The 17,535-nt window shown below is 66.9% G+C and carries 21 protein-coding genes and 1 tRNA gene; 8 read left to right on the top strand and 14 right to left on the bottom strand.

The annotated features are described in order from the left end of the window. Positions 1–40: 40 nt before the first annotated feature. The 3 genes from ACOI2T_RS04425 to ACOI2T_RS04435 form a co-directional block, all read right to left on the bottom strand. On the bottom strand, positions 41–430 hold the full coding sequence (locus tag ACOI2T_RS04425) for an intersectin-EH binding protein Ibp1 (RefSeq protein WP_084356517.1): 390 nt from the start codon (positions 428–430) through the stop codon (positions 41–43). Positions 431–524: 94 nt separating this feature from the next. Then, the gene (locus ACOI2T_RS04430; protein WP_409503921.1) at positions 525–854 is read right to left on the bottom strand and encodes a hypothetical protein; all 330 of its coding nucleotides are present in this window, start codon (positions 852–854) and stop codon (positions 525–527) included. 65 nt (positions 855–919) lie between these two features. Continuing rightward, entirely contained in the window at positions 920–1,276 is a 357-nt protein-coding gene (locus ACOI2T_RS04435) for an intersectin-EH binding protein Ibp1 (RefSeq protein ID WP_409503920.1), read from the bottom strand. Positions 1,277–1,542: 266 nt separating this feature from the next. Here ACOI2T_RS04435 and ACOI2T_RS04440 point away from each other — a divergent pair, with 266 nt between their 5' ends. Together ACOI2T_RS04440 and ACOI2T_RS04445 are read left to right on the top strand one after the other, a co-directional pair. After that, positions 1,543–2,451 carry an enoyl-CoA hydratase gene (locus ACOI2T_RS04440; protein ID WP_409503919.1) on the top strand — a complete coding sequence of 303 codons (909 nt, stop codon included), beginning with the start codon at positions 1,543–1,545 and terminating at the stop codon, positions 2,449–2,451. Positions 2,452–2,495: 44 nt separating this feature from the next. Then, positions 2,496–3,332 carry an SDR family oxidoreductase gene (locus tag ACOI2T_RS04445; RefSeq protein WP_409503918.1) on the top strand — a complete coding sequence of 279 codons (837 nt, stop codon included), beginning with the start codon at positions 2,496–2,498 and terminating at the stop codon, positions 3,330–3,332. A 14-nt stretch (positions 3,333–3,346) separates the two neighbouring features. Here the strand turns inward: ACOI2T_RS04445 and ACOI2T_RS04450 are convergent, their stop codons facing one another. From ACOI2T_RS04450 to ACOI2T_RS04470, 5 genes are read right to left on the bottom strand one after another with little or no spacing between them, the layout of a single operon-like run. Continuing rightward, the gene (locus ACOI2T_RS04450; RefSeq protein WP_409503917.1) at positions 3,347–4,237 is read right to left on the bottom strand and encodes an NAD(P)-dependent oxidoreductase; all 891 of its coding nucleotides are present in this window, start codon (positions 4,235–4,237) and stop codon (positions 3,347–3,349) included. Continuing rightward, the gene (locus tag ACOI2T_RS04455) at positions 4,234–4,725 is read right to left on the bottom strand and encodes a (2Fe-2S)-binding protein (protein ID WP_067846693.1); all 492 of its coding nucleotides are present in this window, start codon (positions 4,723–4,725) and stop codon (positions 4,234–4,236) included. Before ACOI2T_RS04455 ends, ACOI2T_RS04450 begins: the two co-directional genes overlap by 4 nt. Beyond that, entirely contained in the window at positions 4,718–5,593 is an 876-nt protein-coding gene (locus ACOI2T_RS04460) for an FAD binding domain-containing protein (protein WP_409503916.1), read from the bottom strand. Before ACOI2T_RS04460 ends, ACOI2T_RS04455 begins: the two co-directional genes overlap by 8 nt. Beyond that, positions 5,590–6,282 carry an SRPBCC family protein gene (locus ACOI2T_RS04465; protein WP_409503915.1) on the bottom strand — a complete coding sequence of 231 codons (693 nt, stop codon included), beginning with the start codon at positions 6,280–6,282 and terminating at the stop codon, positions 5,590–5,592. Before ACOI2T_RS04465 ends, ACOI2T_RS04460 begins: the two co-directional genes overlap by 4 nt. A 2-nt stretch (positions 6,283–6,284) precedes the next feature. Continuing rightward, on the bottom strand, positions 6,285–8,669 hold the full coding sequence (locus ACOI2T_RS04470; protein WP_409503914.1) for a xanthine dehydrogenase family protein molybdopterin-binding subunit: 2,385 nt from the start codon (positions 8,667–8,669) through the stop codon (positions 6,285–6,287). A 269-nt stretch (positions 8,670–8,938) separates the two neighbouring features. On the opposite strand from ACOI2T_RS04470, the gene ACOI2T_RS04475 reads away from it, so the two are divergent. From ACOI2T_RS04475 to ACOI2T_RS04485, 3 genes are all read left to right on the top strand, one after another. Next, positions 8,939–9,640: a cutinase family protein gene (locus tag ACOI2T_RS04475; RefSeq protein WP_409503913.1), complete on the top strand. Its 702-nt coding sequence runs from the start codon at positions 8,939–8,941 to the stop codon at positions 9,638–9,640. Positions 9,641–9,728: 88 nt separating this feature from the next. Continuing rightward, positions 9,729–10,865 carry a glycoside hydrolase 5 family protein gene (locus ACOI2T_RS04480; protein WP_409503912.1) on the top strand — a complete coding sequence of 379 codons (1,137 nt, stop codon included), beginning with the start codon at positions 9,729–9,731 and terminating at the stop codon, positions 10,863–10,865. Between the two features lie 29 nt (positions 10,866–10,894). After that, positions 10,895–11,050 (top strand): hypothetical protein, encoded by a 156-nt coding sequence (locus tag ACOI2T_RS04485; protein ID WP_409503911.1) that lies wholly within the window; start codon positions 10,895–10,897, stop codon positions 11,048–11,050. A gap of 64 nt (positions 11,051–11,114) precedes the next feature. On the opposite strand, the gene ACOI2T_RS04490 is transcribed toward ACOI2T_RS04485, so the two are convergent. Together ACOI2T_RS04490 and ACOI2T_RS04495 are read right to left on the bottom strand one after the other, a co-directional pair. After that, positions 11,115–11,189: transfer RNA gene (locus ACOI2T_RS04490), tRNA-Thr, on the bottom strand. 27 nt (positions 11,190–11,216) lie between these two features. Continuing rightward, positions 11,217–12,032 (bottom strand): hypothetical protein, encoded by an 816-nt coding sequence (locus ACOI2T_RS04495; protein WP_409503910.1) that lies wholly within the window; start codon positions 12,030–12,032, stop codon positions 11,217–11,219. Between the two features lie 96 nt (positions 12,033–12,128). On the opposite strand from ACOI2T_RS04495, the gene ACOI2T_RS04500 reads away from it, so the two are divergent. Further along, on the top strand, positions 12,129–12,848 hold the full coding sequence (locus ACOI2T_RS04500) for a response regulator transcription factor (RefSeq protein ID WP_067846670.1): 720 nt from the start codon (positions 12,129–12,131) through the stop codon (positions 12,846–12,848). A 30-nt stretch (positions 12,849–12,878) separates the two neighbouring features. After that, positions 12,879–14,318, top strand: a complete 1,440-nt coding sequence (locus ACOI2T_RS04505; protein ID WP_234790783.1) for a sensor histidine kinase — start codon at positions 12,879–12,881, stop codon at positions 14,316–14,318. On the opposite strand, the gene ACOI2T_RS04510 is transcribed toward ACOI2T_RS04505, so the two are convergent. After that, positions 14,278–14,694 (bottom strand): HIT family protein, encoded by a 417-nt coding sequence (locus ACOI2T_RS04510; RefSeq protein ID WP_067846993.1) that lies wholly within the window; start codon positions 14,692–14,694, stop codon positions 14,278–14,280. The two genes, ACOI2T_RS04505 and ACOI2T_RS04510, sit on opposite strands and share 41 nt — an antisense overlap. Before the next feature lie 111 nt (positions 14,695–14,805). On the opposite strand from ACOI2T_RS04510, the gene ACOI2T_RS04515 reads away from it, so the two are divergent. Then, positions 14,806–15,111: a hypothetical protein gene (locus tag ACOI2T_RS04515; protein WP_409503909.1), complete on the top strand. Its 306-nt coding sequence runs from the start codon at positions 14,806–14,808 to the stop codon at positions 15,109–15,111. A gap of 7 nt (positions 15,112–15,118) precedes the next feature. Here the strand turns inward: ACOI2T_RS04515 and ACOI2T_RS04520 are convergent, their stop codons facing one another. The 3 genes from ACOI2T_RS04520 to ACOI2T_RS04530 are packed head-to-tail and all read right to left on the bottom strand — an operon-like array spanning position 15,119 to position 17,531. Beyond that, positions 15,119–15,964, bottom strand: a complete 846-nt coding sequence (locus ACOI2T_RS04520; RefSeq protein WP_409503908.1) for an SDR family NAD(P)-dependent oxidoreductase — start codon at positions 15,962–15,964, stop codon at positions 15,119–15,121. 4 nt (positions 15,965–15,968) lie between these two features. Beyond that, positions 15,969–16,397, bottom strand: coding sequence for a nuclear transport factor 2 family protein (locus ACOI2T_RS04525; RefSeq protein WP_409503907.1), 429 nt, complete (start codon positions 16,395–16,397; stop codon positions 15,969–15,971). Positions 16,398–16,403: 6 nt separating this feature from the next. Continuing rightward, positions 16,404–17,531 carry an NDMA-dependent alcohol dehydrogenase gene (locus tag ACOI2T_RS04530; protein ID WP_409503906.1) on the bottom strand — a complete coding sequence of 376 codons (1,128 nt, stop codon included), beginning with the start codon at positions 17,529–17,531 and terminating at the stop codon, positions 16,404–16,406. Positions 17,532–17,535 lie beyond the last annotated feature (4 nt).

Raw genomic sequence — 17,535 nt, forward strand, 5'->3', positions numbered from 1 at the left:
ACTGTAGGCGACCGGGAAAACCCGGTCGCCTACCGCTGGATCAGCCGATCGAACCGTGAACTGTCGGGCTGCTGCCGACGGTCGACTCCGGCACGGCCTGAGGTCCGGCTGCCTGGGCCTCCTCGGCCAGGCCGATGCACTGACCGGAGTTGGCGCCGGTGCACGGGATGGCACCGCCGCCACCGGGCAGGTTCACCGCGGGAAGGCTGGGGTTACCGGGAATGGGGCTGAACGCGCCGCCCGAGTTCGGCACCGTGTGCGGGACGCACACCCCGGTGTAGAGGTCTTCTTCTTCGCCCGAGGGGCATGCCACCGCGGGAGCGGACGACATCGGAACGGCGAAGACGGTGATCGCCGGAGCGGCGGCCGCTGCAACCACAAATCCGCCGGCAAGGATCAGTCGTCGCATCGAGTACGGGAAGGTCGCCATCGTCACGCTTTCTGTAGTTATTCGACTGTTTCGTCGGGAGGATTCTATGGAACCTGAGAGGAATCTGCATTAGTTCTACTAGTTGCCTGGGAAACTAAGGGCTCGCGCTGATGGTCGACCGCGGAATCGGTTGCGGTCCAGCAGCCTCGGCGTCCTCGGCCAGGCCTATGCACTGTCCGGCATTGCGGCCGGTGCACGGTATGCCGTCGATGGCGGGGATATCGGGATTACCCGGTATCGAGGTGAACGGCGAGGGTGAATTAGGCACCATAAAAGGTGTACAAACCGTCGTGAAGACGTCGGATTCTTCGCCCGGTGCGCACGAAGCCGACGCCGCCGGCGTCACGCCGGGCAGCAAGGAAACCGCCGCGACACCGGCCACGGTGGCGGCGAATCCTGCTCCGAACAGCAGACGTGACGTCACCCCAACAGTCTAGGACTGCTGGGGTTCGGCTGTATGGGGTCTGCTAACTCCCTGTGGTTGCCGGATCAGCCGATGTGGCCGGTGGCGGTCGGGCTGCTGCCGACCGTCGACTGCGGAACGGGCTGCGGCCCCTGCGCCTCCTGCTCCTCGGCGAGGCCGATGCACTGCCCGGAGTTGGCGCCCGTGCACGGGATGCCGTCGATCTGCGGAAGCTGCCCGGGAGCGGACGTGAACTCGGGGGAGTTGGGAACGAGGTCGGGTACGCAGACACCGGTGAAGGTGTCTTCGGTCTCGCCGCTGGGGCACGCGGCGAGCGCGGTCGCCGGAATGGTGAATGCCGTGATCGCCGGTGCTGCGGCGATCGCCGCGGCAAGGCCGCCCACAACGATCAGCCGCCGTGCTGAGAGCTGGGAGATGGTCATTCGTCATGCCCTTTTCTGGAGTGCCTGCCCAGTTTGCTGACTGCTTGGCGGCGATGGCTCATCCATCGTCCGCCGCGAAATCGCCTGGTGACGACATCCTACGTGCCGCAACATAAATACGCTCGATGATCCGATGGTCCTCATGCAGCTTGCAGCTGGCTGTGAGGCCACTGCCAGATTGCTGTGATCCCGGTGTGAGCCAGTGGCCGTGATACACGTAAGGTGCAGTTTGTTAAGTGCCGGTCCCGCAGCGAGGTGGTTTCGACATGGTCAGTTCGGACGACGCGTCCAACCAGGTGGCTTACGAGACCCTCGACGACGGACGTATCGCACGGATCTGGCTGAACCGCCCTGCCGCGCAGAACGCGCAATCGCGAACGCTGCTCGTGCAACTGGACGAAGCGTTCGGCCGGGCCGAGGCCGACGACCAGGTCCGCGTGGTGATCCTCGCCGCGCGCGGCAAGAACTTCTCGGCCGGCCACGATCTGGGGTCCGAGGAGGCGCTCGCCGAACGGCAACCCGGCCCGGACCAGCACCCGACTTTTCGTTCGCACGGTGCGACCGCCGCAGGCGTCGCCGAGCGAACCTATCTGCAGGAGTGGCATTTCTACTTCGAGAACACCCGGCGGTGGCGGGATCTGCGCAAGATCACCATCGCGCAGGTGCAGGGAAACGCGATCTCGGCCGGCCTGATGCTGATCTGGGCCTGCGACCTCATCGTCGCCGCCGACGACGCCAAGTTCAGCGACGTGGTCGGCGTGCGAATGGGGATGCCGGGCGTCGAATACTACGCGCACCCGTGGGAATTCGGGCCACGCAAAGCCAAAGAGCTTCTGCTGACCGGTGATTCGATCGACGCCGACGAGGCGCACCGGCTCGGGATGGTGTCGAAGATCTTCCCGCGTGACGAACTCGAGGACAAGACACTGGAATTCGCGCGCCGGATCGCCGAACGGCCGACCATGGCGGCGCTGCTGATCAAAGACTCGGTCAACGCGGCCAGCGACGCGATGGGCTTCACCGAGGCGTTGCGGCACGCATTCCACATCCACGAACTCGGACATGCGCACTGGGCCGCGGCCAACGAGAACCGGTTCCCGGTGGGCCTCCCGCCGGATGTCCCGGATTGGCGCACATTGGGTGCACCCAAGCCGGCCCGGCGTGATACACCTTGACCTGACAAGAACCTGTTTCAGTTTCGGGTAAAGGGGTCACAGCAGTGCAGCTGTCCTTGGCGGATCGTACGTATCTGGTCACCGGTGGTGGTAGCGGTATCGGCAAGGGTGCTGCCGCGGCGATCGTCGCATCGGGCGGCAACGCGATGCTCATCGGCCGCAACGCCGACAAGCTGAGTGCGGCCGCCGACGAACTCAGCGCGCAGGGGCCGGGTTCGGTCCGCTATGAACCCGCCGATGTGACCAACGAGGACGAGGTCAGCCGTGCGGTCGACGCCGCGACGGCGTGGCATGGTCGCTTGCACGGGGTCGTGCACAGCGCGGGCGGATCCGAGACCATCGGCCCGATCACCCAGATCGACTCGGAACTGTGGCGGCGCACGGTCGATCTCAACGTCAACGGCACCATGTACCTGCTCAAGCACGCAGGCCGGGAGATGGTGCGCGGCGGCGGCGGGTCGTTCGTCGGCATCTCCTCGATCGCGTCGAGCAACATCCACCGCTGGTTCGGTGCCTACGGCGTCAGCAAGGCCGCGCTCGACCACCTGTTGATGCTGGCCGCCGACGAACTCGGCCCGTCGTGGGTACGGGTCAACAGCATCCGGCCCGGCCTGACCCGCACCGAGATGGTCGGCCCCATCATGGACGTGCCTGCCGTGACCGACGACTACAAGGCCTGTACGCCGCTGCCCCGGTTCGGCGAGGTCGAAGACATCGCCAACCTCGCGGTGTTCCTCCTCAGTGACGCCTCGGGCTGGATCACCGGGCAGGCCATCAACGTCGACGGCGGCCACGGGTTGCGCCGCGGCCCCGACATCTCGGGCATGCTCGAACCGCTGTTCGGCGCCGACGGACTACGCGGGGTCGTGCCGACCGAGTAGGTCACCGGTCGGGGTTACTGAGCCGGGCTTGCTCCGCCGGCCTCCGAGGCGCTCAGCGCGCCGACCGCCGACCAGTCGAGCTCGCCGCCGCCGGTGGCCATGAGCGTCAGGAACCGGTCGCGCAACAGGCTCGCCACCGGCAGTGGCACCTGCAGATCCTCGCCGGCACTGAGGGCGAGCTTGACGTCTTTGAGGCCGAGCCGCGCGGCGAAGCCCGCGGGCGTGAATTCCTCGCGGGCCAGCAGCCCGCCGTAGGTCCGGTAGGCCGGGGCGTCGAACAACGTCGAGGTCAGCAGGTCGAGATACTGCTGCTTGTCGACGCCGGCCTTGCCGACCAATGCCATTGCCTCACCGAGGGATTCGATCACCGACGCGATCAAGAAGTTACCGCTGATCTTGACCAGGCTCGCAGTCTTGGGATCGTCGCCGAGCACGAACGTGCGTTGCCCGATCGCATCAAAAATCGGGGACACCGTCGTCATGTCGCTCGCCGCGCCTGCCGCCACGACGAACAACTTGGCGGCGGCCGCGGCCTCGGGCCTGCCGAACACCGGTGCGCTGACGAACCGCTGCCCGGCGCCGGTGTGGGCTTCGGTGAGCCGCTCGGCGAGCGCGACGCTGATGGTCGACGACGAGATGTGCACACTGTCTTCGGGCAGGGCGCCGAGGATCCCGTCGTCGCCGAACGTCACGGCCTCGACCGCGGCGTCGTTGGCCAGCATGGTGATCACCACGTCGCCGCGACAGGCGTCGGCGACCGACGCCGCAGGCAGCGCGCCCTGGTTCGCCAGGTCGGCCACCTTGTCGGGTGATCTGTTGTACGCAGTGACCTCGTGTCCGGCCTTGAGCAGGTTGGCGGCCATGGCCGCGCCCATGTTGCCCAGGCCGATGAATCCGATCCTCATGCCTCCATTGTGGCGGGGGCGGGCGAACCCGCTGCGCGGTGCACGGCGTTGACAATGCCTTGGTAGCCCGTGCAGCGGCAGAAGTTGCCGGACAGGCCTTCGCGGATCTCCTCGTCGGTGGGCGTCGGATTGTCACGCAGCAGCGCGGTGATCGATGTGACGAAACCCGGTGTGCAGAAGCCACACTGCAGGCCGTGGCATTCCTTGAGCGCGGCCTGCACGGGTGACAGCCCGCCGTCCGGTTCGGCGATACCTTCGACGGTCGTCACCTCCTGGCCCTCGACCTGTACGGCGAAGATCAGGCATGAGCGCACGGCCTGGCCGTCCAGCAGCACCGTGCAGGCGCCGCACGCGCCGTGTTCACAGCCGAGATGCGTGCCGGTCAGACCGCACTGTTCACGCAGGAAGTCGGCGAGCGTCACCCGTGGTTCGACCACGGCTTGATGGGTGCGCCCGTTGACCGAAACCTGCACCGGCAGTTCATGCATTGAGCGCCTCCACGCTTGCTTGTGTCCAGGCCCTTGCCACCATCGCGGCTCCGACCCGAGTGCGGTAGGACGCCGAACCTTGCAGGTCGGCGGGTACGTCGGTGAGCTCGGACATCGCGAGCCGGCCGATCTCCTCGGCCGTCACATTGCCGATCGGGGTGCCGGTCACGGCGGCTTCGGCGGGGGTGGCCCGTTTCGGGGTGGATCCGAGCCCCAACAGGCCGATGCCGCAGCGGCTCACCCGGTTGTCGTCGTCGAGCTCGATACCCACGACGGCCCCGGCGATCGCGAAATCGCCATGGCGCCGGGCGAATTCCTGAACCCCGAAACCGCAGCGACCGGACCACACCGGGAACCGCACCGCCGTCAGGATCTCGTCGGGGGCCAGCGCGGTCTGCCACAGCCCGGTGAAGAATTCCGCTGCGCCGATCTCCCGGGTACCGCGTGGTGAGGTGGCTTCGATGGTGGCGTCGAGCGCGAGCGCCACCGCGGCGTACTCGGCCGCCGGGTCCGCGTGGGCGATGGCACCGCCGAGGGTTCCGCGGGTGCGGATCTGGAAGTGCCCGATGTGCGGGGTGGCCATCGTCAGCAGCGGTACCGATTCCGCGACCTCGTCGTCCATCCCGACCAGTGCATGCGGTGTCGCCGCGCCGATTCGGACGGTGTCGTCCTGACGGTCGATGTCGTTGAGTTCGGTGACGCGGGAGATGTCGATGAGGTTGTCGAAGTGCGTCAACCGCATCGCGAGCATCGGAACCAGGCTCTGCCCGCCCGCGAGGATTTTCGCGTCATCGCCGAACTCGCCGAGCATGTGCACCGCCTCGGCCACGGTCGCGGGGCGGTGGTAGGCGAACGCGGCGGCTTTCACGACACCAACCGCAACAGAGCGGCCTGCAGGTCTTCGGGCCGCAGCAGGCTCGGAGCCGGCTTCGCGCGGCGCCGGCCCAGCAGGAACCCGACCACGCCGGCGGCCGCGACCGCGCCGATCGCGGGCGCGAACCGCTTCGCCATCGGCACCGCCATCACCCTGGCCAGTGCGAGCGCGTTGATCGGGGCGGCCTCTTGCGGGCCGGATTCGGTTGCCGCCGAAGAAGTTCCGGCGGCCGGCGCGGCGCTTCCGAGCACCTCGGCTTCGAGGCTCTTGGCGAACTGGCCGATCAGGTTTCCCGCGACGTCGGCGAGCACACCGCGGCCGAACTGGGCGGCCTTACCGGAGATCGCGAGGTCGGTCGTGACGACGACGGTCGTCGCGTCGCCCTCGTCCTTCAGTTGTGCGGTGACGAGCGCGGATGCCGTTCCGTTGCCACGGGTTTCCTTGCCGTTGGCTTTGAGCACGACCCGCTGTGCTTTGGCGTCCTTCTCCCGGAACGCGGCCTCGCCCTGGTAGGACACCGTGATCGGACCGACCTTCACCTTGACCGCGCCGGTGAACTCGTCGCCGTTCACGCTCAGCAGCGTCGCGCCCGGCAGGCAGGGCGCGACCCGCTCGACATCGGTGAGCACCTCCCAGGTCTTGGCGGCGGGCACCGCGACCCGGAATTCGTTGTTGAGTTCCACGGTTAGGAGTCCTTTCGGGATGGGTTGATTCCCCGGTCGCTTCGCTCCTGCCCGCCAGACTGCTCGATGAGCTCGACGATCTTCGAAGGGCTGGCGGGGAGTTCGGTGATGGTGACGCCCAGCGGGGCGAGCGCATCGTTGATCGCGTTGATGACGGCGGGCGGTGATCCGATCGCACCGCCCTCGCCGGCACCCTTGTAACCACCGACGCCCGGGCCGGGAATCTCGACATGGCCGAACTCGATCGGCGGCACCTCGGTCGCGGTGGGCAGAAGGTAGTCGACAAACGTCGACGACAGCGGGTTTCCGTCCTCGTCGTAGGCCAGTTGCTCAAGCAGTGCGCCGCCGATGCCCTGCACCGTGCCGCCGGCGACCTGCCCTTCCACGACATTCGGGTTGATCATCGGGCCGACGTCCTCGCTCACGATGTAGCGCGTCAGCGTGACGTACCCGGTGTCGACATCGACCTCACACGTACAGGCGTGGGTGGCGTTGGCCCAGTGGATCATTGCCTGTGAGTTGAACCGCGCGGTGGCCTCCAGCGTGGGGGATGTCCCGCCGAGCTGTGCGGGCTCGTAGTACGAGCGGTAGGCGATGTCGGCGAAGCTCACCGACTTGTCGGGATTGTCGCGGACGGTGGCCTTCGACCCGCTGAGTTCGATGTCGGCCGGTTCGGCGCCGAGCATCTGCGCCGCGATCGCGACGATCTGGTTGCGCAGGATCGTGCCTGCCTCGTTGACCGCGCCCGCCGTCATCGGCCCGCTGCGGCTGCCCTGAGTGCCTGCGCCGTAGGGCGTCACGGCGGTGTCACCCTGAATGGTCGACACATCATCGATGTTGGCGCCCAACGCATCTGCGGTGAGCTGCACGACGGTGGTCTCGATGCTGTTGCCGCTCGAGCCGCCGTTGACATAGACGTTGATCTTTCCGGTCGGCTCCATCCGGATCGTCGCGCCTTCGGTCGCGAGGTGCCCCGTCGCCGCGCCGGTGGGTTCGATGTACGCCGAGAAACCCAGACCGATGTAGCGCCCCTCGGCCAGCGCATCGGCCTGCTCCTTGCGGAATCCCTCGTGATCGAGGATCTTGACGGCCTGTTCGAATGTGTCGGCGGGTGCGCAGTTGTCGTAGGGCATGCCGTTGGGGTTGAAGAACGGCATCTCGTCACCACGCAGGATGTTGATGCGCCGGAGCTCAACGGGATCCATGCCCATCTTGCGCGCGGCGATGTCGAGAAGCATTTCGCGCGTGAGGGTTTCGTACTGCCATGGACCGCGGTAGGCGTGCAGCCCGGCGGTGTTGGAGAACACCGTCTTGTAGTTGAAGCTGGCCTTGGGTATCCGGTACGGGCCCGGGAAGAACATCCCGATGGCCGCGGTGGTCAACACCGGATAGGGCGTCGGGTATGAACCGATGTCCTGCACGAAGTCGATGTCGGCGGCCAGGATCTTGCCGTCTTCGTCGAATGCCATCCGGACGGTGCCGTCGACGTGACGGGACTGCCCGGCCGACATGAGGTTTTCGCGTCGGTCCTCGATCCACTTCAGCGCGGCGGGCACCTTGCGCGCGGCCAGCAGGATGCACATGTCCTCGCGCATCGGCACGACCTTCTGGCCGAACCCGCCGCCGGTGTCGCGTACGATGACCCGGACTCCCTGCGCGGGGATGCCCAGCAGGCGCGCCGCGAACGCGCGAAGCTCGTGCGGTGTCTGCGTCGAACCCCAGATGGTCAGTTCCTCAGTGCCCGCGGTCCATTCGACGACCAGGCCGCGGGTCTCCATCGGCACCGGCACATACATCTGCTGATAGATGTGCTCTTTCACGACGTGGGCCGCGTTGGCGAAGACCTCTTCGTCCGGCGGTGCGCCACCCATACCGCCTGCGACGTTGTCGGGGTAGGCCTCGTGGACGACCGGAACACCGGCATCGGACCCGCCGACCGCCTTCCGGAAGTCGGCGACCGCGGGCAGCGGTTCGTAACTCACGTCGACGAGGTCGACGGCGTCTTCGGCGAGGCGGCGGCTGTTTGCGACGACGATCGCCACCGGGTCGCCGACGAACTTCGCCTCACTGTCGGCCAGCGGCGGACGTGGCGTATCGGGGACGTCCTTGCCTGCGACGGCGTGCCAGGCCTCCTTCACGTCCGGGTTGATGTCGTCGGCCGTGAAGACCGCGTGGACGCCGGGCAGCGCGAGCGCGGCAGTGGCGTCGATGCCGTTGATCTTTGCGCGCGCGTACGGGCTGCGGACGAAGCACGCGTGCAGCATGCCGGGACGCGTGATGTCGTCGACGAACGTGCCGCGACCGGTCAGCAGCCGGGTGTCCTCGACCCGCTCGACGCGTCGGCCTGCGTAGCGGGTGGCGACGGTTTCCGGTGCTGCTGGGGCCATAGGATCGCTCCAATCCGTCGGTTACTTCTGCGCGTAAGTAGGCCGCCGGGCAGCCGACGCCGTCGTCAAGAGTGCCGTTATCGTACAACGGAAAGCAACGTGCCTAAAGAGGAGAGCGTCATTTCCGTCTGGTTTGGGAACCGGCCTGATGGCTCGCACCGCAACTAGAACTCGTCCAGATTTGCTAGACCTGCGTTCACGGGGTTTGCGATGTGCCAGCATGGGGAACGGCAACGGTCTCATTCGTCCGATGCGCACGTGGAGTTCTCATGAAGGTCGCCAAGCTTGTCCAGGGTGCTGCGCTGTTAGCCGCGTGTGTACTGCCGATCGCCCCCGCCCCGGTCGCGGCGGCCGAACCGTGTCCCGACGTCGAAGTGATATTCGCGCGCGGCACCTATGAGCCACCCGGCGTCGGCGGAACCGGCCAGGCCTTCGTCGATGCGCTGCGTGCGCAAGCCGGCGGCAAGTCGGTCAACGTGTACCCGGTGAACTACCCGGCGAGCGGCAACTTCGGCGACCGAATCGAATTCGCCAAGACCGTCGTCGACGGAATCCGCGACGCCGCAAACCATGTCGAGGCCACTGCGGCGAGTTGTCCCAACACCAGGGTCGTGCTCGGCGGCTACTCACAGGGCGCTGTCGTGGCGGGCTTCGTGACCTCGGCTGCCATCCCGGATTCCGTGCCCACCGAGTACGAGCAGTACATCCCCGATCCGATGCCGCCCGAGGTGTCCGACCATGTCGCGGCCGTGGTCCTGATGGGTAAGCCGTCGGACCAGTTCATGCGCGACGTCGGTGCGCCGCCGGTGGTGATCGGGCCGCGCTACGCCGACAAGACAATCGACCTGTGCGCACCGGGTGACACGATCTGCGATGGAGCGCCCGTCGGTGGTCCGAGCTTCGCGCATGCGATGTACGGCGTGAACGGGATGACGGCCGAAGCCGCGTCCTATGTGGTGGGCCGCCTGTGACAAGCCGCGGATAACAATTTGAAACCTCAATGGTTGCAATGTGATACGTGAGGCTCGGTATTTTGCTGGGGCCCACTATGTTCACTAAGTGCACCGTCGAACAGCCTTGAAAATTCCGCTGGTACTCGCAGCATCCATGGCTCTTCCCCAGGCGCTGTCCACCCTTCCTCGCGCGAGCGCCGCACCAGGCCAGTGGCCGGTCGAGCGGGCGAACGCGTGGTATCAGGCGCAGGGCTGGCTCGTCGGCACGAACTTCATCACGTCGAACGCCATCAACCAACTCGAGATGTTTGCGCCGGGCACCTACGACCCCCGGCGCATCGACAGTGAGCTCGGGGCGTGCCGGCTGCTCGGGTTCAACACCGTCCGGGTGTTCCTACACGATCTGTTGTGGGCGCAGGACCGCGGCGGCTTTCAACGCCGGCTCGCGCAGTTCGTCTCGATCGCGGCGCGCCAGGGCATCAAACCGTTGTTCGTCTTCTTCGACTCGTGCTGGGACCCGAACCCCAAACTCGGCGCCCAGCGCGCGCCGACACCCGGCGTCCACAACTCGGGCTGGGTGCAGAGCCCCGGCGCTGAGCGCATCGACGACCCCCGCTACCGCCCGCTGCTGCGCGACTACGTGATCGGTGTGATGAGCCAGTTCCGCACCGACAATCGCGTCCTCGGCTGGGATCTGTGGAACGAGCCGGACAACCCCGCCAAGCAGTACCGCAATGTCGAACGCAAGGACAAGATCGACCTCGTCGGGGGTCTGCTTCCGCAAGTGTTCGGATGGGCGCGCTCGGTCGATCCGGTGCAGCCGTTGACGAGTGGCGTATGGCAGGGGAGCTGGGGCCCGGGCAGTCGCAGCGAAATGGACAACTTCCAGCTCGACAACTCCGACGTCATCTCCTTTCACTCCTACGGCGGGCCGAGCGACTTCGAAGCTCGCATCGCCGAACTCGCGCCCTACGGGCGACCCATCCTGTGCACCGAATATCTGGCCCGCAACGAGGGCAGCACGATCGAAGGGGTGCTGCCAATCGCCAAGCGGCACAACGTCGGTGCGTACAGCTGGGGACTGGTCGCGGGCAAGACCCAGACCTATTTTCCGTGGGATTCCTGGGACAAGCCCTACACCGAGGTGCCGAAGGTCTGGTTCAGCGATCTACTCCGGCCCGACGGCCGGCCGTACCGCGACGCTGAATATCAGACGCTGCGGAAACTGACCGCGCGGGTTTAGCCGCCGCGACTGCGGGCGATTCACGATCCATGGATCAAAGCGATGGTGGTCGGCCGGTACCGAAGGACGCACGCGAGGCAACCGAACGGCAGCAGAAGCAACAGGACGAATTCGACCGCCAAGGCGAGGATCCCGAGGCTCCTGGGCAACACGAGAGCAGGGAACAGATCGCCGACGAGAATTGACTCTGCGGCGAGGGCGTTGGTTACTCGCACTTTTGCGCCCTGGACGCAGAGTCGATGGACGCGGTGGAGCCCCCTGTCAGGATTGAACTGACGACCTTTCGCTTACAAGGCGAGTGCTCTACCACTGAGCTAAGGAGGCGGGTGGAACGCGCCCTAGCTTAACGGGTCACTCGTCGGCGTCGATAATTCGCTGGGATGTGACGGGCCGTGGTGCGGTTCGCTTGCCGTAACGGCGGGGCAGCGGGATCCGGTCGGCGATGTTGCTGAGCGGGTTGACGACCTGGCTCAGGGTCACGACGGCGTCGTGCAGGGCGTCGATGGTCGGTGCCAGTGCCTCGAGGCCGGGTGCCAGTCGGTTGAGGGTGTCGGCGACGTCGGCGAGTTTGAGGAGGGGCCCGTCCGGGTCGGTCAGGGTGTCGAGCAGGCCGCCTTCGGCGAGGAGCCGGTCGGCGACGCCGTCTTCGCGCAGGACGCGTTCGATGAGCCCGTCGTTGGCGAGGAGTTGATCGGCCAACCCGCCCGGCGCGATGACCCGCGACAGTGCTCCGTCGTCGGTGGTCATGCGGTCGAGGAAGCCGCCTTCCATCGTCACCTGGTCGATCAGCCCGCCGGGTGCGACGGCGCGCGCGACGGCGCCGTTCTCGGCGGTGAGTCGGTCGAGCAGGCCGCCCTCGGCGGTCAGTTGGTCGACGAGGCCGCCCGGGCGCAGCAACCGGTCGACCGGCCCGTTGGGGGCGAGGGCCCGGCCCAGTGGCGCGTCGTCGTCCATGAGTCGCGCGAGCCGGTTCGCGCGCTCGACGGCGTCGTCGAGGCCGAACATGTGCGCTACCGATGACCTGCCGTTCAGCGGGTTGGCGTCGGTGATGCCACGCTGTACGGCGTTGAGCGTCTCGCCGGCGATACCGAGGCCGGCGTCGGCTACTGCGAGTCCTATGCGTACCGGGGCAGTGGCAAACTGGACCAGCGTCTTGCCGAGGTTCATGGGGCCAGTCTAGGTGAGAGCGATCACACTCAAACTCACAGGAAGTACACAGCTGGCGTGCAGGATTACTCCAAGCGACAGCGTCAACATTGCGGAATGGCCATGCCTGCACTGCCTGAAAGCGTTCCGGAAGCCCGGATCCTCGTCGTGGACGACGAGGCCAACATCGTGGAGCTGTTGTCGGTGAGCCTCAAGTTCCAGGGCTTCGAGGTGCACACCGCATCCAACGGTGCCGCGGCGCTGGACAAGGCGCGTGAGGTCCGCCCCGACGCGGTCATCCTCGACGTGATGATGCCGGGCATGGACGGCTTCGGTCTGCTGCGCCGCCTGCGCGCCGACGGCATCGATGCGCCCGCGCTGTTCCTCACCGCGCGAGACAGCCTGCAGGACAAGATCGCCGGGCTCACGCTGGGCGGTGACGACTACGTCACCAAACCGTTCAGTCTCGAAGAAGTGGTGGCCCGGCTGCGGGTCATCCTGCGGCGGTCGGGCCGGGGCGTCGAAGAACCCCGCAATGCCCGGTTGTCCTTCGCCGACATCGAACTCGACGAGGACACCCACGAGGTGTGGAAGGCGGGCGAGCCGGTCTCGTTGTCGCCGACCGAGTTCACCCTGCTGCGCTACTTCATCATCAACGCAGGCACCGTGCTGTCTAAGCCCAAGATCCTCGACCACGTGTGGCGCTACGACTTCGGCGGCGACGTCAACGTCGTCGAGTCCTATGTCTCCTACCTGCGCCGCAAGATCGACACCGGCGAGAAGCGCCTGCTGCACACGCTGCGCGGTGTGGGCTATGTTTTGCGCGAGCCGCGCTGACGCCCTGCTTGGCGGCGGCATACTTTTGAGGTGTTTGACCGCGTGAACCGTGGGCGGCGTGGAGTGCCGCTGCGCGTCGGGCTGGTGGCCGCCGCACTCGTGCTGGTGGCCTGCGGCCTGCTCGCCTCGGGCGTGGCGGTCACGTCGATCATGCGTCACACCGAGGTCAGCCGAATCGATCAGACGCTGCTCGATGCGTCCCGCAGCTGGGCGCAGGAGCCGCGGCGCATGCCGACGACGCCGTTGGAGGGTCCCAACCCAGCCCGGCCACCGTCGAATTTCTATGTCCGCGGCGTGGATGAGGACGGCCGCACCTGGATCGCGGTCAACGACCGGGAGGCCGAACCCGCGCTGCCCGACGACAACGATGTCGGCCCCGAGCCGGTGACCGTCGGGTCGATCGACAATTCGAGCGTGCAGTGGCGGGCGATGACTGTTCGCGGCGCGTCCGGCGGGCTCACCACCGTCGCGATCGATCTGTCGGAAGTCCAGTCGTCGGTGCGCGCGCTGGTCTGGTCGCAGGTCGGGATCGGCGCGGCGGTGCTGCTCGTGCTCGGCGTCGTCGGGTATGCGGTGGTGCACCGCAGCCTGCGCCCGCTCGTCGAGGTGGAACGGACGGCCGCGGCCATCGCCGCCGGCCAGCTCGATCGCCGTGTGCCAGAACGGGATCCGCGCACTGAGGTGGGCCGGCTGTCCTCGGCGCTCAACGGCATGCTCGCGCAGATCCAGCGGGCGGTGGCTTCGTCGGAGGCCTCCGCCGAGCAGGCGCGGACCTCTGAGGAACGCATGCGGCGGTTCATCACCGACGCCAGCCACGAGCTGCGGACCCCGCTGACCACGATCCGCGGGTTCGCCGAGCTCTATCGCCAGGGCGCGGCCCGCGACATCGAGATGTTGATGGGCCGGATCGAAAGCGAGTCCCGGCGGATGGGCCTGCTCGTCGAGGACCTGCTGTTGCTGGCGCGACTGGATGCGCAACGGCCACTCGACCAGCACCGCGTCGACCTGTTGGCGCTGGCCACCGACGCCGTGCACGATGCCCAGTCGATCGCGCCGAAGCGAAACGTGACGATGGAGGTCTTCGACGGTCCCGGCACGCCCGAGGTGCTCGGGGACGAGGCGCGGCTTCGTCAGGTGCTGGGCAACCTCGTCGCCAACGCGGTGCAGCACACACCGGAGAACGCGGGCATCACCGTGCGCGTCGGCACCGAAGGCGACAACGCCGTGCTGGAGGTGTGCGACGAGGGGCCGGGCATGAGCCAGGAGGACGCCCGTCGTGTCTTCGAACGGTTCTACCGGGCCGACTCATCGCGCACCCGGGCCAGCGGCGGCACCGGCCTGGGGCTGTCGATCGTCGATTCCCTGGTCTACGCGCACGGCGGCACGGTGAAGGTCACCACCGCGCCGGGGCGGGGGTGCCGCTTCACGGTCAACTTGCCGCGGATTGCAGATCTGCCAGCGCGGCTTTGATCTTGGCCTGCGCCTCGTCGAGAGACTCGGCCGACGGGTTGTTGTCGACGTTGGCGAACCCGAAGTCCGTCAGGTTGTACGCCGGGAACACGTGCACGTGCAGGTGCGGGACCTCCAGGCCGGCGATGATCACCCCGGCCCGCTGCGCACCGAACGCCTTGCACACCGCCTTGCCGATGAGCTGTGACACCTCCATCACGCGGCCGAACACCGCGGGCTCGACGTCCTGCCAGTTGTCGATCTCCGCGCGGGGCACCACCAGGGTGTGGCCCTGGGTCATCGGCGCGATGGTCAGGAACGCCACGTTCTCGTCGTCCTCGTAGACAAATCGGCCGGGCAGTTCACCATTGATGATCTTCGTGAAGACGGACGCCATGGCCATGAGCATAGTGAGCCGCCAATGAGACGCCCATCTCGTTGCGCAGGGAAGAATCGCACGGTTAACTAGTAAGGCTTATTAAATTTTGTGCGAAGGAGTGAGCCGCTCGTGACCGACGCGGTGAAGTGGGAAGCCAATGGCGACGACCCAGCTGCCCCGGACGAACGTGATGCTCGGTACGAGTGGATCGATCTCGATGTCCCTGCCGACAACTGGTGGGAAGTGGTCGATGACCCGGTGCTCGTCGATCGCGGTCTGGACGGCTGGACGTTCCACTCCTGCACGCCGTCACCGCACGGTGACGATCGCGTGGTCCTGACGTACTACCGGGCGCTCAAACTTCCTGTGCTGCACGGTGCCAGGCCGAGCCGCCGGGGCCGTCGCTTCGAGCGTGGGATGTGCGGCAGGCGCTGAACGCCTGCTAACCGCCGCCGATCAGCTCGTGCAGTTCGTCGATCGTCCACGGCGGTGATGCGTGGTGGTCGCGGTAACCGATGAAACCCGGTGAGGGCCTGGCGAATTCGCCGATGAATCCGCCCGCTGCGATGAAGATCCTGCCGGTGACGTCGCGCGCCTTGTCGCTGACGAGATATCCGTAAGTGGGGGCGACATATTCGGGCGGTGCGGCGTCGAGCGCGCCTTGCATGCTGACGTCGTCGAGCAGTCCCCGGCGGTTGAGTTCGGCGATGTGCTGCTCGTAGTCGGATCCGGTGGACAGGCGGGTCTTGGCGCCCGGGCACACCACGTTGGCCCGCACGCCGTGTTCCTTGAGCTCGGCGGCGATCGCGAGCGTCAGTCCGTTGACCGCGCCCTTGCCCGCCGGGTAGCCGGTGCCGCCGTAATCGCCGAGGAAGGCGAACGAACTGGTGTTGACGATGGCTCCGCCGCCCTGGGCGACCATCTTCGGTGCGGCCGCGCGGCAGGTTTCGAACGCGGTCAACAGGTGTGCGTCGAGCAACTCTTTGAACGCGGCGCTGCTCACATTGAGGATCGACGACCCCACCGGCTCGGCGGTCCCGGCGCAGTTGACCAGGATGTCGATGCGCCCGAACTCACGCACGCAGGTGTCGATCAGCGCGTCGGCGACGTCCGCATCGGCGGGTGAACCGGTATGTGCCACACCGGAAACCCGTTCCGCCGCGGCTTTGGTGGCGGCATCGTCGCGGCCGTTGACCACGACGCCCGCGCCTTGCCCGGCGAGCAGTTCGGCGACCGCGAGGCCGATGCCGCGGGTGCCGCCGACGACGACGGCACCGCGGCCGGCCAAGGGACTACTCAGCTTCTTCCTGCCCGAACTTCATGGCGTCCATATTCCAGTAGCCGCGCAGGTTCGTGATGAGCCCGGCGTCGTTCACCTTGTAGGTGAAGACCCCGCGCACGGTCGCGGTGAACCCGTTCGGAAACTTGGTGTGCAGCACCAGAATGTAGGCGATCTCGGACGGCGAGCTCGACGGGAATGTCTCCTCGCACGTGACTGTCAGCTGGTTGGGGCCGATGTTGGTGTCGTAGAACGCCGACACCGCCTCCTTGCCGCGCACGCCGGTGCCGTCGGGGTTGGTGACGGCTTCGCCGATCGGATCTTCGATCACGACGTCATCGGCCATCAAGGCCAGCCAGCCGTCCTTGTCACCGGACTGCACGCAGCGCCACGAGGCGAGTGACGCCGCGCGTGCCGGTGAGATCTCCTGCGTCTCAGTCATGACGGTTCAGCGGTCCTCGTCGGTGAACCGGATGACGCCACGGATGTTGCGGCCCTCCAGCATGTCCTTGTAGCCGTCGTTGATCTGCTCCAGCTTGTACTGCCGGGTGACCATGTCGTCGAGGTTGAGCTTGCCCGCCTTGTACATCGACAGCAGCTGCGGGATGTCGAAGTGCGGGTTGCCGCCGCCGAAGATGGTGCCCTGCAGGTTCTTCTGCATCAGCGTCAGCATCGCGAGGTTGATGTTGGCGCTGGTGTCGAGCAGGCTGCCGATCGCCGTCACCACGCAGGTGCCGCCCTTGCTGGTGAGGTTGAGGTAGTTGTCGACGTCGGCGCCGTGCAACTCACCGACGGTGACGATGACCTTCTTGGCCATCAGACCCCAGGTCACCTCGGCGACGCCGGCCATCGCGGCGTTGATGTCGGGATAGACGTGCGTGGCACCGAATTTCAGCGCCTGATCGCGCTTCCACTCGACGGGGTCGACGACGAAAATGTGGCGGGCGCCGGCATTCACCGCGCCCTGCAACGCGGCCATCCCGACACCGCCGACGCCGATGACCGCGACGTCATCGCCGGGGCGGATGTCGCCCGCGCGCACGGCCGAGCCGTAGCCGGTGGTGACGCCGCAGCCAACGAGGCAGGCGACCTCGAACGGGATCGACTTGTCGATCTTCACGACCGAGCTCTTGTGCACCACCATGTACGGCGAGAAGGTGCCGAGCAGGGTCATCGGGAAGACCGGCTGCCCCTTGGCATGGATGCGGTTGGTGCCGTCCGAGACGGCGAGCCCACCGAGCAGGCCCGCGCCGAGGTCGCACAGGTTGCGCAGGCCGGCCTGACACGACGGACACACACCGCACGACGGGATGAACGACAGCACCACATGGTCGCCGGGCTCGATGCCCTCGACCCCGGGGCCGACCTCGGTGACGATGCCGGCCCCTTCATGGCCGCCGAGCACCGGGAAGCCCGCCATCGGGATGCCGCCGGTCACCAGGTGGTGGTCGGAGTGGCACATGCCCGACGCTTCCATCTGGATCTTGACCTCGTCCTTGACGGGGTCGCCGATCTCGATCTCCTCGATGGACCACGGTTGATTGAACTCCCAGATGAGAGCGCCTTTTGTCTTCATCCAC

This window comes from Mycolicibacterium wolinskyi str. Jessa 2025 (assembly GCF_049241375.1).
In the GTDB taxonomy this organism is placed as follows: domain Bacteria; phylum Actinomycetota; class Actinomycetes; order Mycobacteriales; family Mycobacteriaceae; genus Mycobacterium; species Mycobacterium wolinskyi.

Bases quoted from the DNA above. Each gene is read 5' to 3' on its own strand.
- ACOI2T_RS04530 (WP_409503906.1), bottom strand. From the start codon at position 17,531: ATGAAGACAAAAGGCGCTCTCATCTGGGAGTTCAATCAACCGTGGTCC.
- ACOI2T_RS04525 (WP_409503907.1), bottom strand. From the start codon at position 16,397: ATGACTGAGACGCAGGAGATCTCACCGGCACGCGCGGCGTCACTCGCC.
- ACOI2T_RS04455 (WP_067846693.1), bottom strand. From the start codon at position 4,725: ATGCATGAACTGCCGGTGCAGGTTTCGGTCAACGGGCGCACCCATCAA.
- ACOI2T_RS04435 (WP_409503920.1), bottom strand. From the start codon at position 1,276: ATGACCATCTCCCAGCTCTCAGCACGGCGGCTGATCGTTGTGGGCGGC.
- ACOI2T_RS04440 (WP_409503919.1), top strand. From the start codon at position 1,543: ATGGTCAGTTCGGACGACGCGTCCAACCAGGTGGCTTACGAGACCCTC.
- ACOI2T_RS04485 (WP_409503911.1), top strand. From the start codon at position 10,895: ATGGATCAAAGCGATGGTGGTCGGCCGGTACCGAAGGACGCACGCGAG.
- ACOI2T_RS04475 (WP_409503913.1), top strand. From the start codon at position 8,939: ATGAAGGTCGCCAAGCTTGTCCAGGGTGCTGCGCTGTTAGCCGCGTGT.
- ACOI2T_RS04500 (WP_067846670.1), top strand. From the start codon at position 12,129: ATGGCCATGCCTGCACTGCCTGAAAGCGTTCCGGAAGCCCGGATCCTC.
- ACOI2T_RS04450 (WP_409503917.1), bottom strand. From the start codon at position 4,237: ATGAGGATCGGATTCATCGGCCTGGGCAACATGGGCGCGGCCATGGCC.
- ACOI2T_RS04425 (WP_084356517.1), bottom strand. From the start codon at position 430: ATGGCGACCTTCCCGTACTCGATGCGACGACTGATCCTTGCCGGCGGA.
- ACOI2T_RS04510 (WP_067846993.1), bottom strand. From the start codon at position 14,694: ATGGCGTCCGTCTTCACGAAGATCATCAATGGTGAACTGCCCGGCCGA.
- ACOI2T_RS04495 (WP_409503910.1), bottom strand. From the start codon at position 12,032: ATGAACCTCGGCAAGACGCTGGTCCAGTTTGCCACTGCCCCGGTACGC.
- ACOI2T_RS04470 (WP_409503914.1), bottom strand. From the start codon at position 8,669: ATGGCCCCAGCAGCACCGGAAACCGTCGCCACCCGCTACGCAGGCCGA.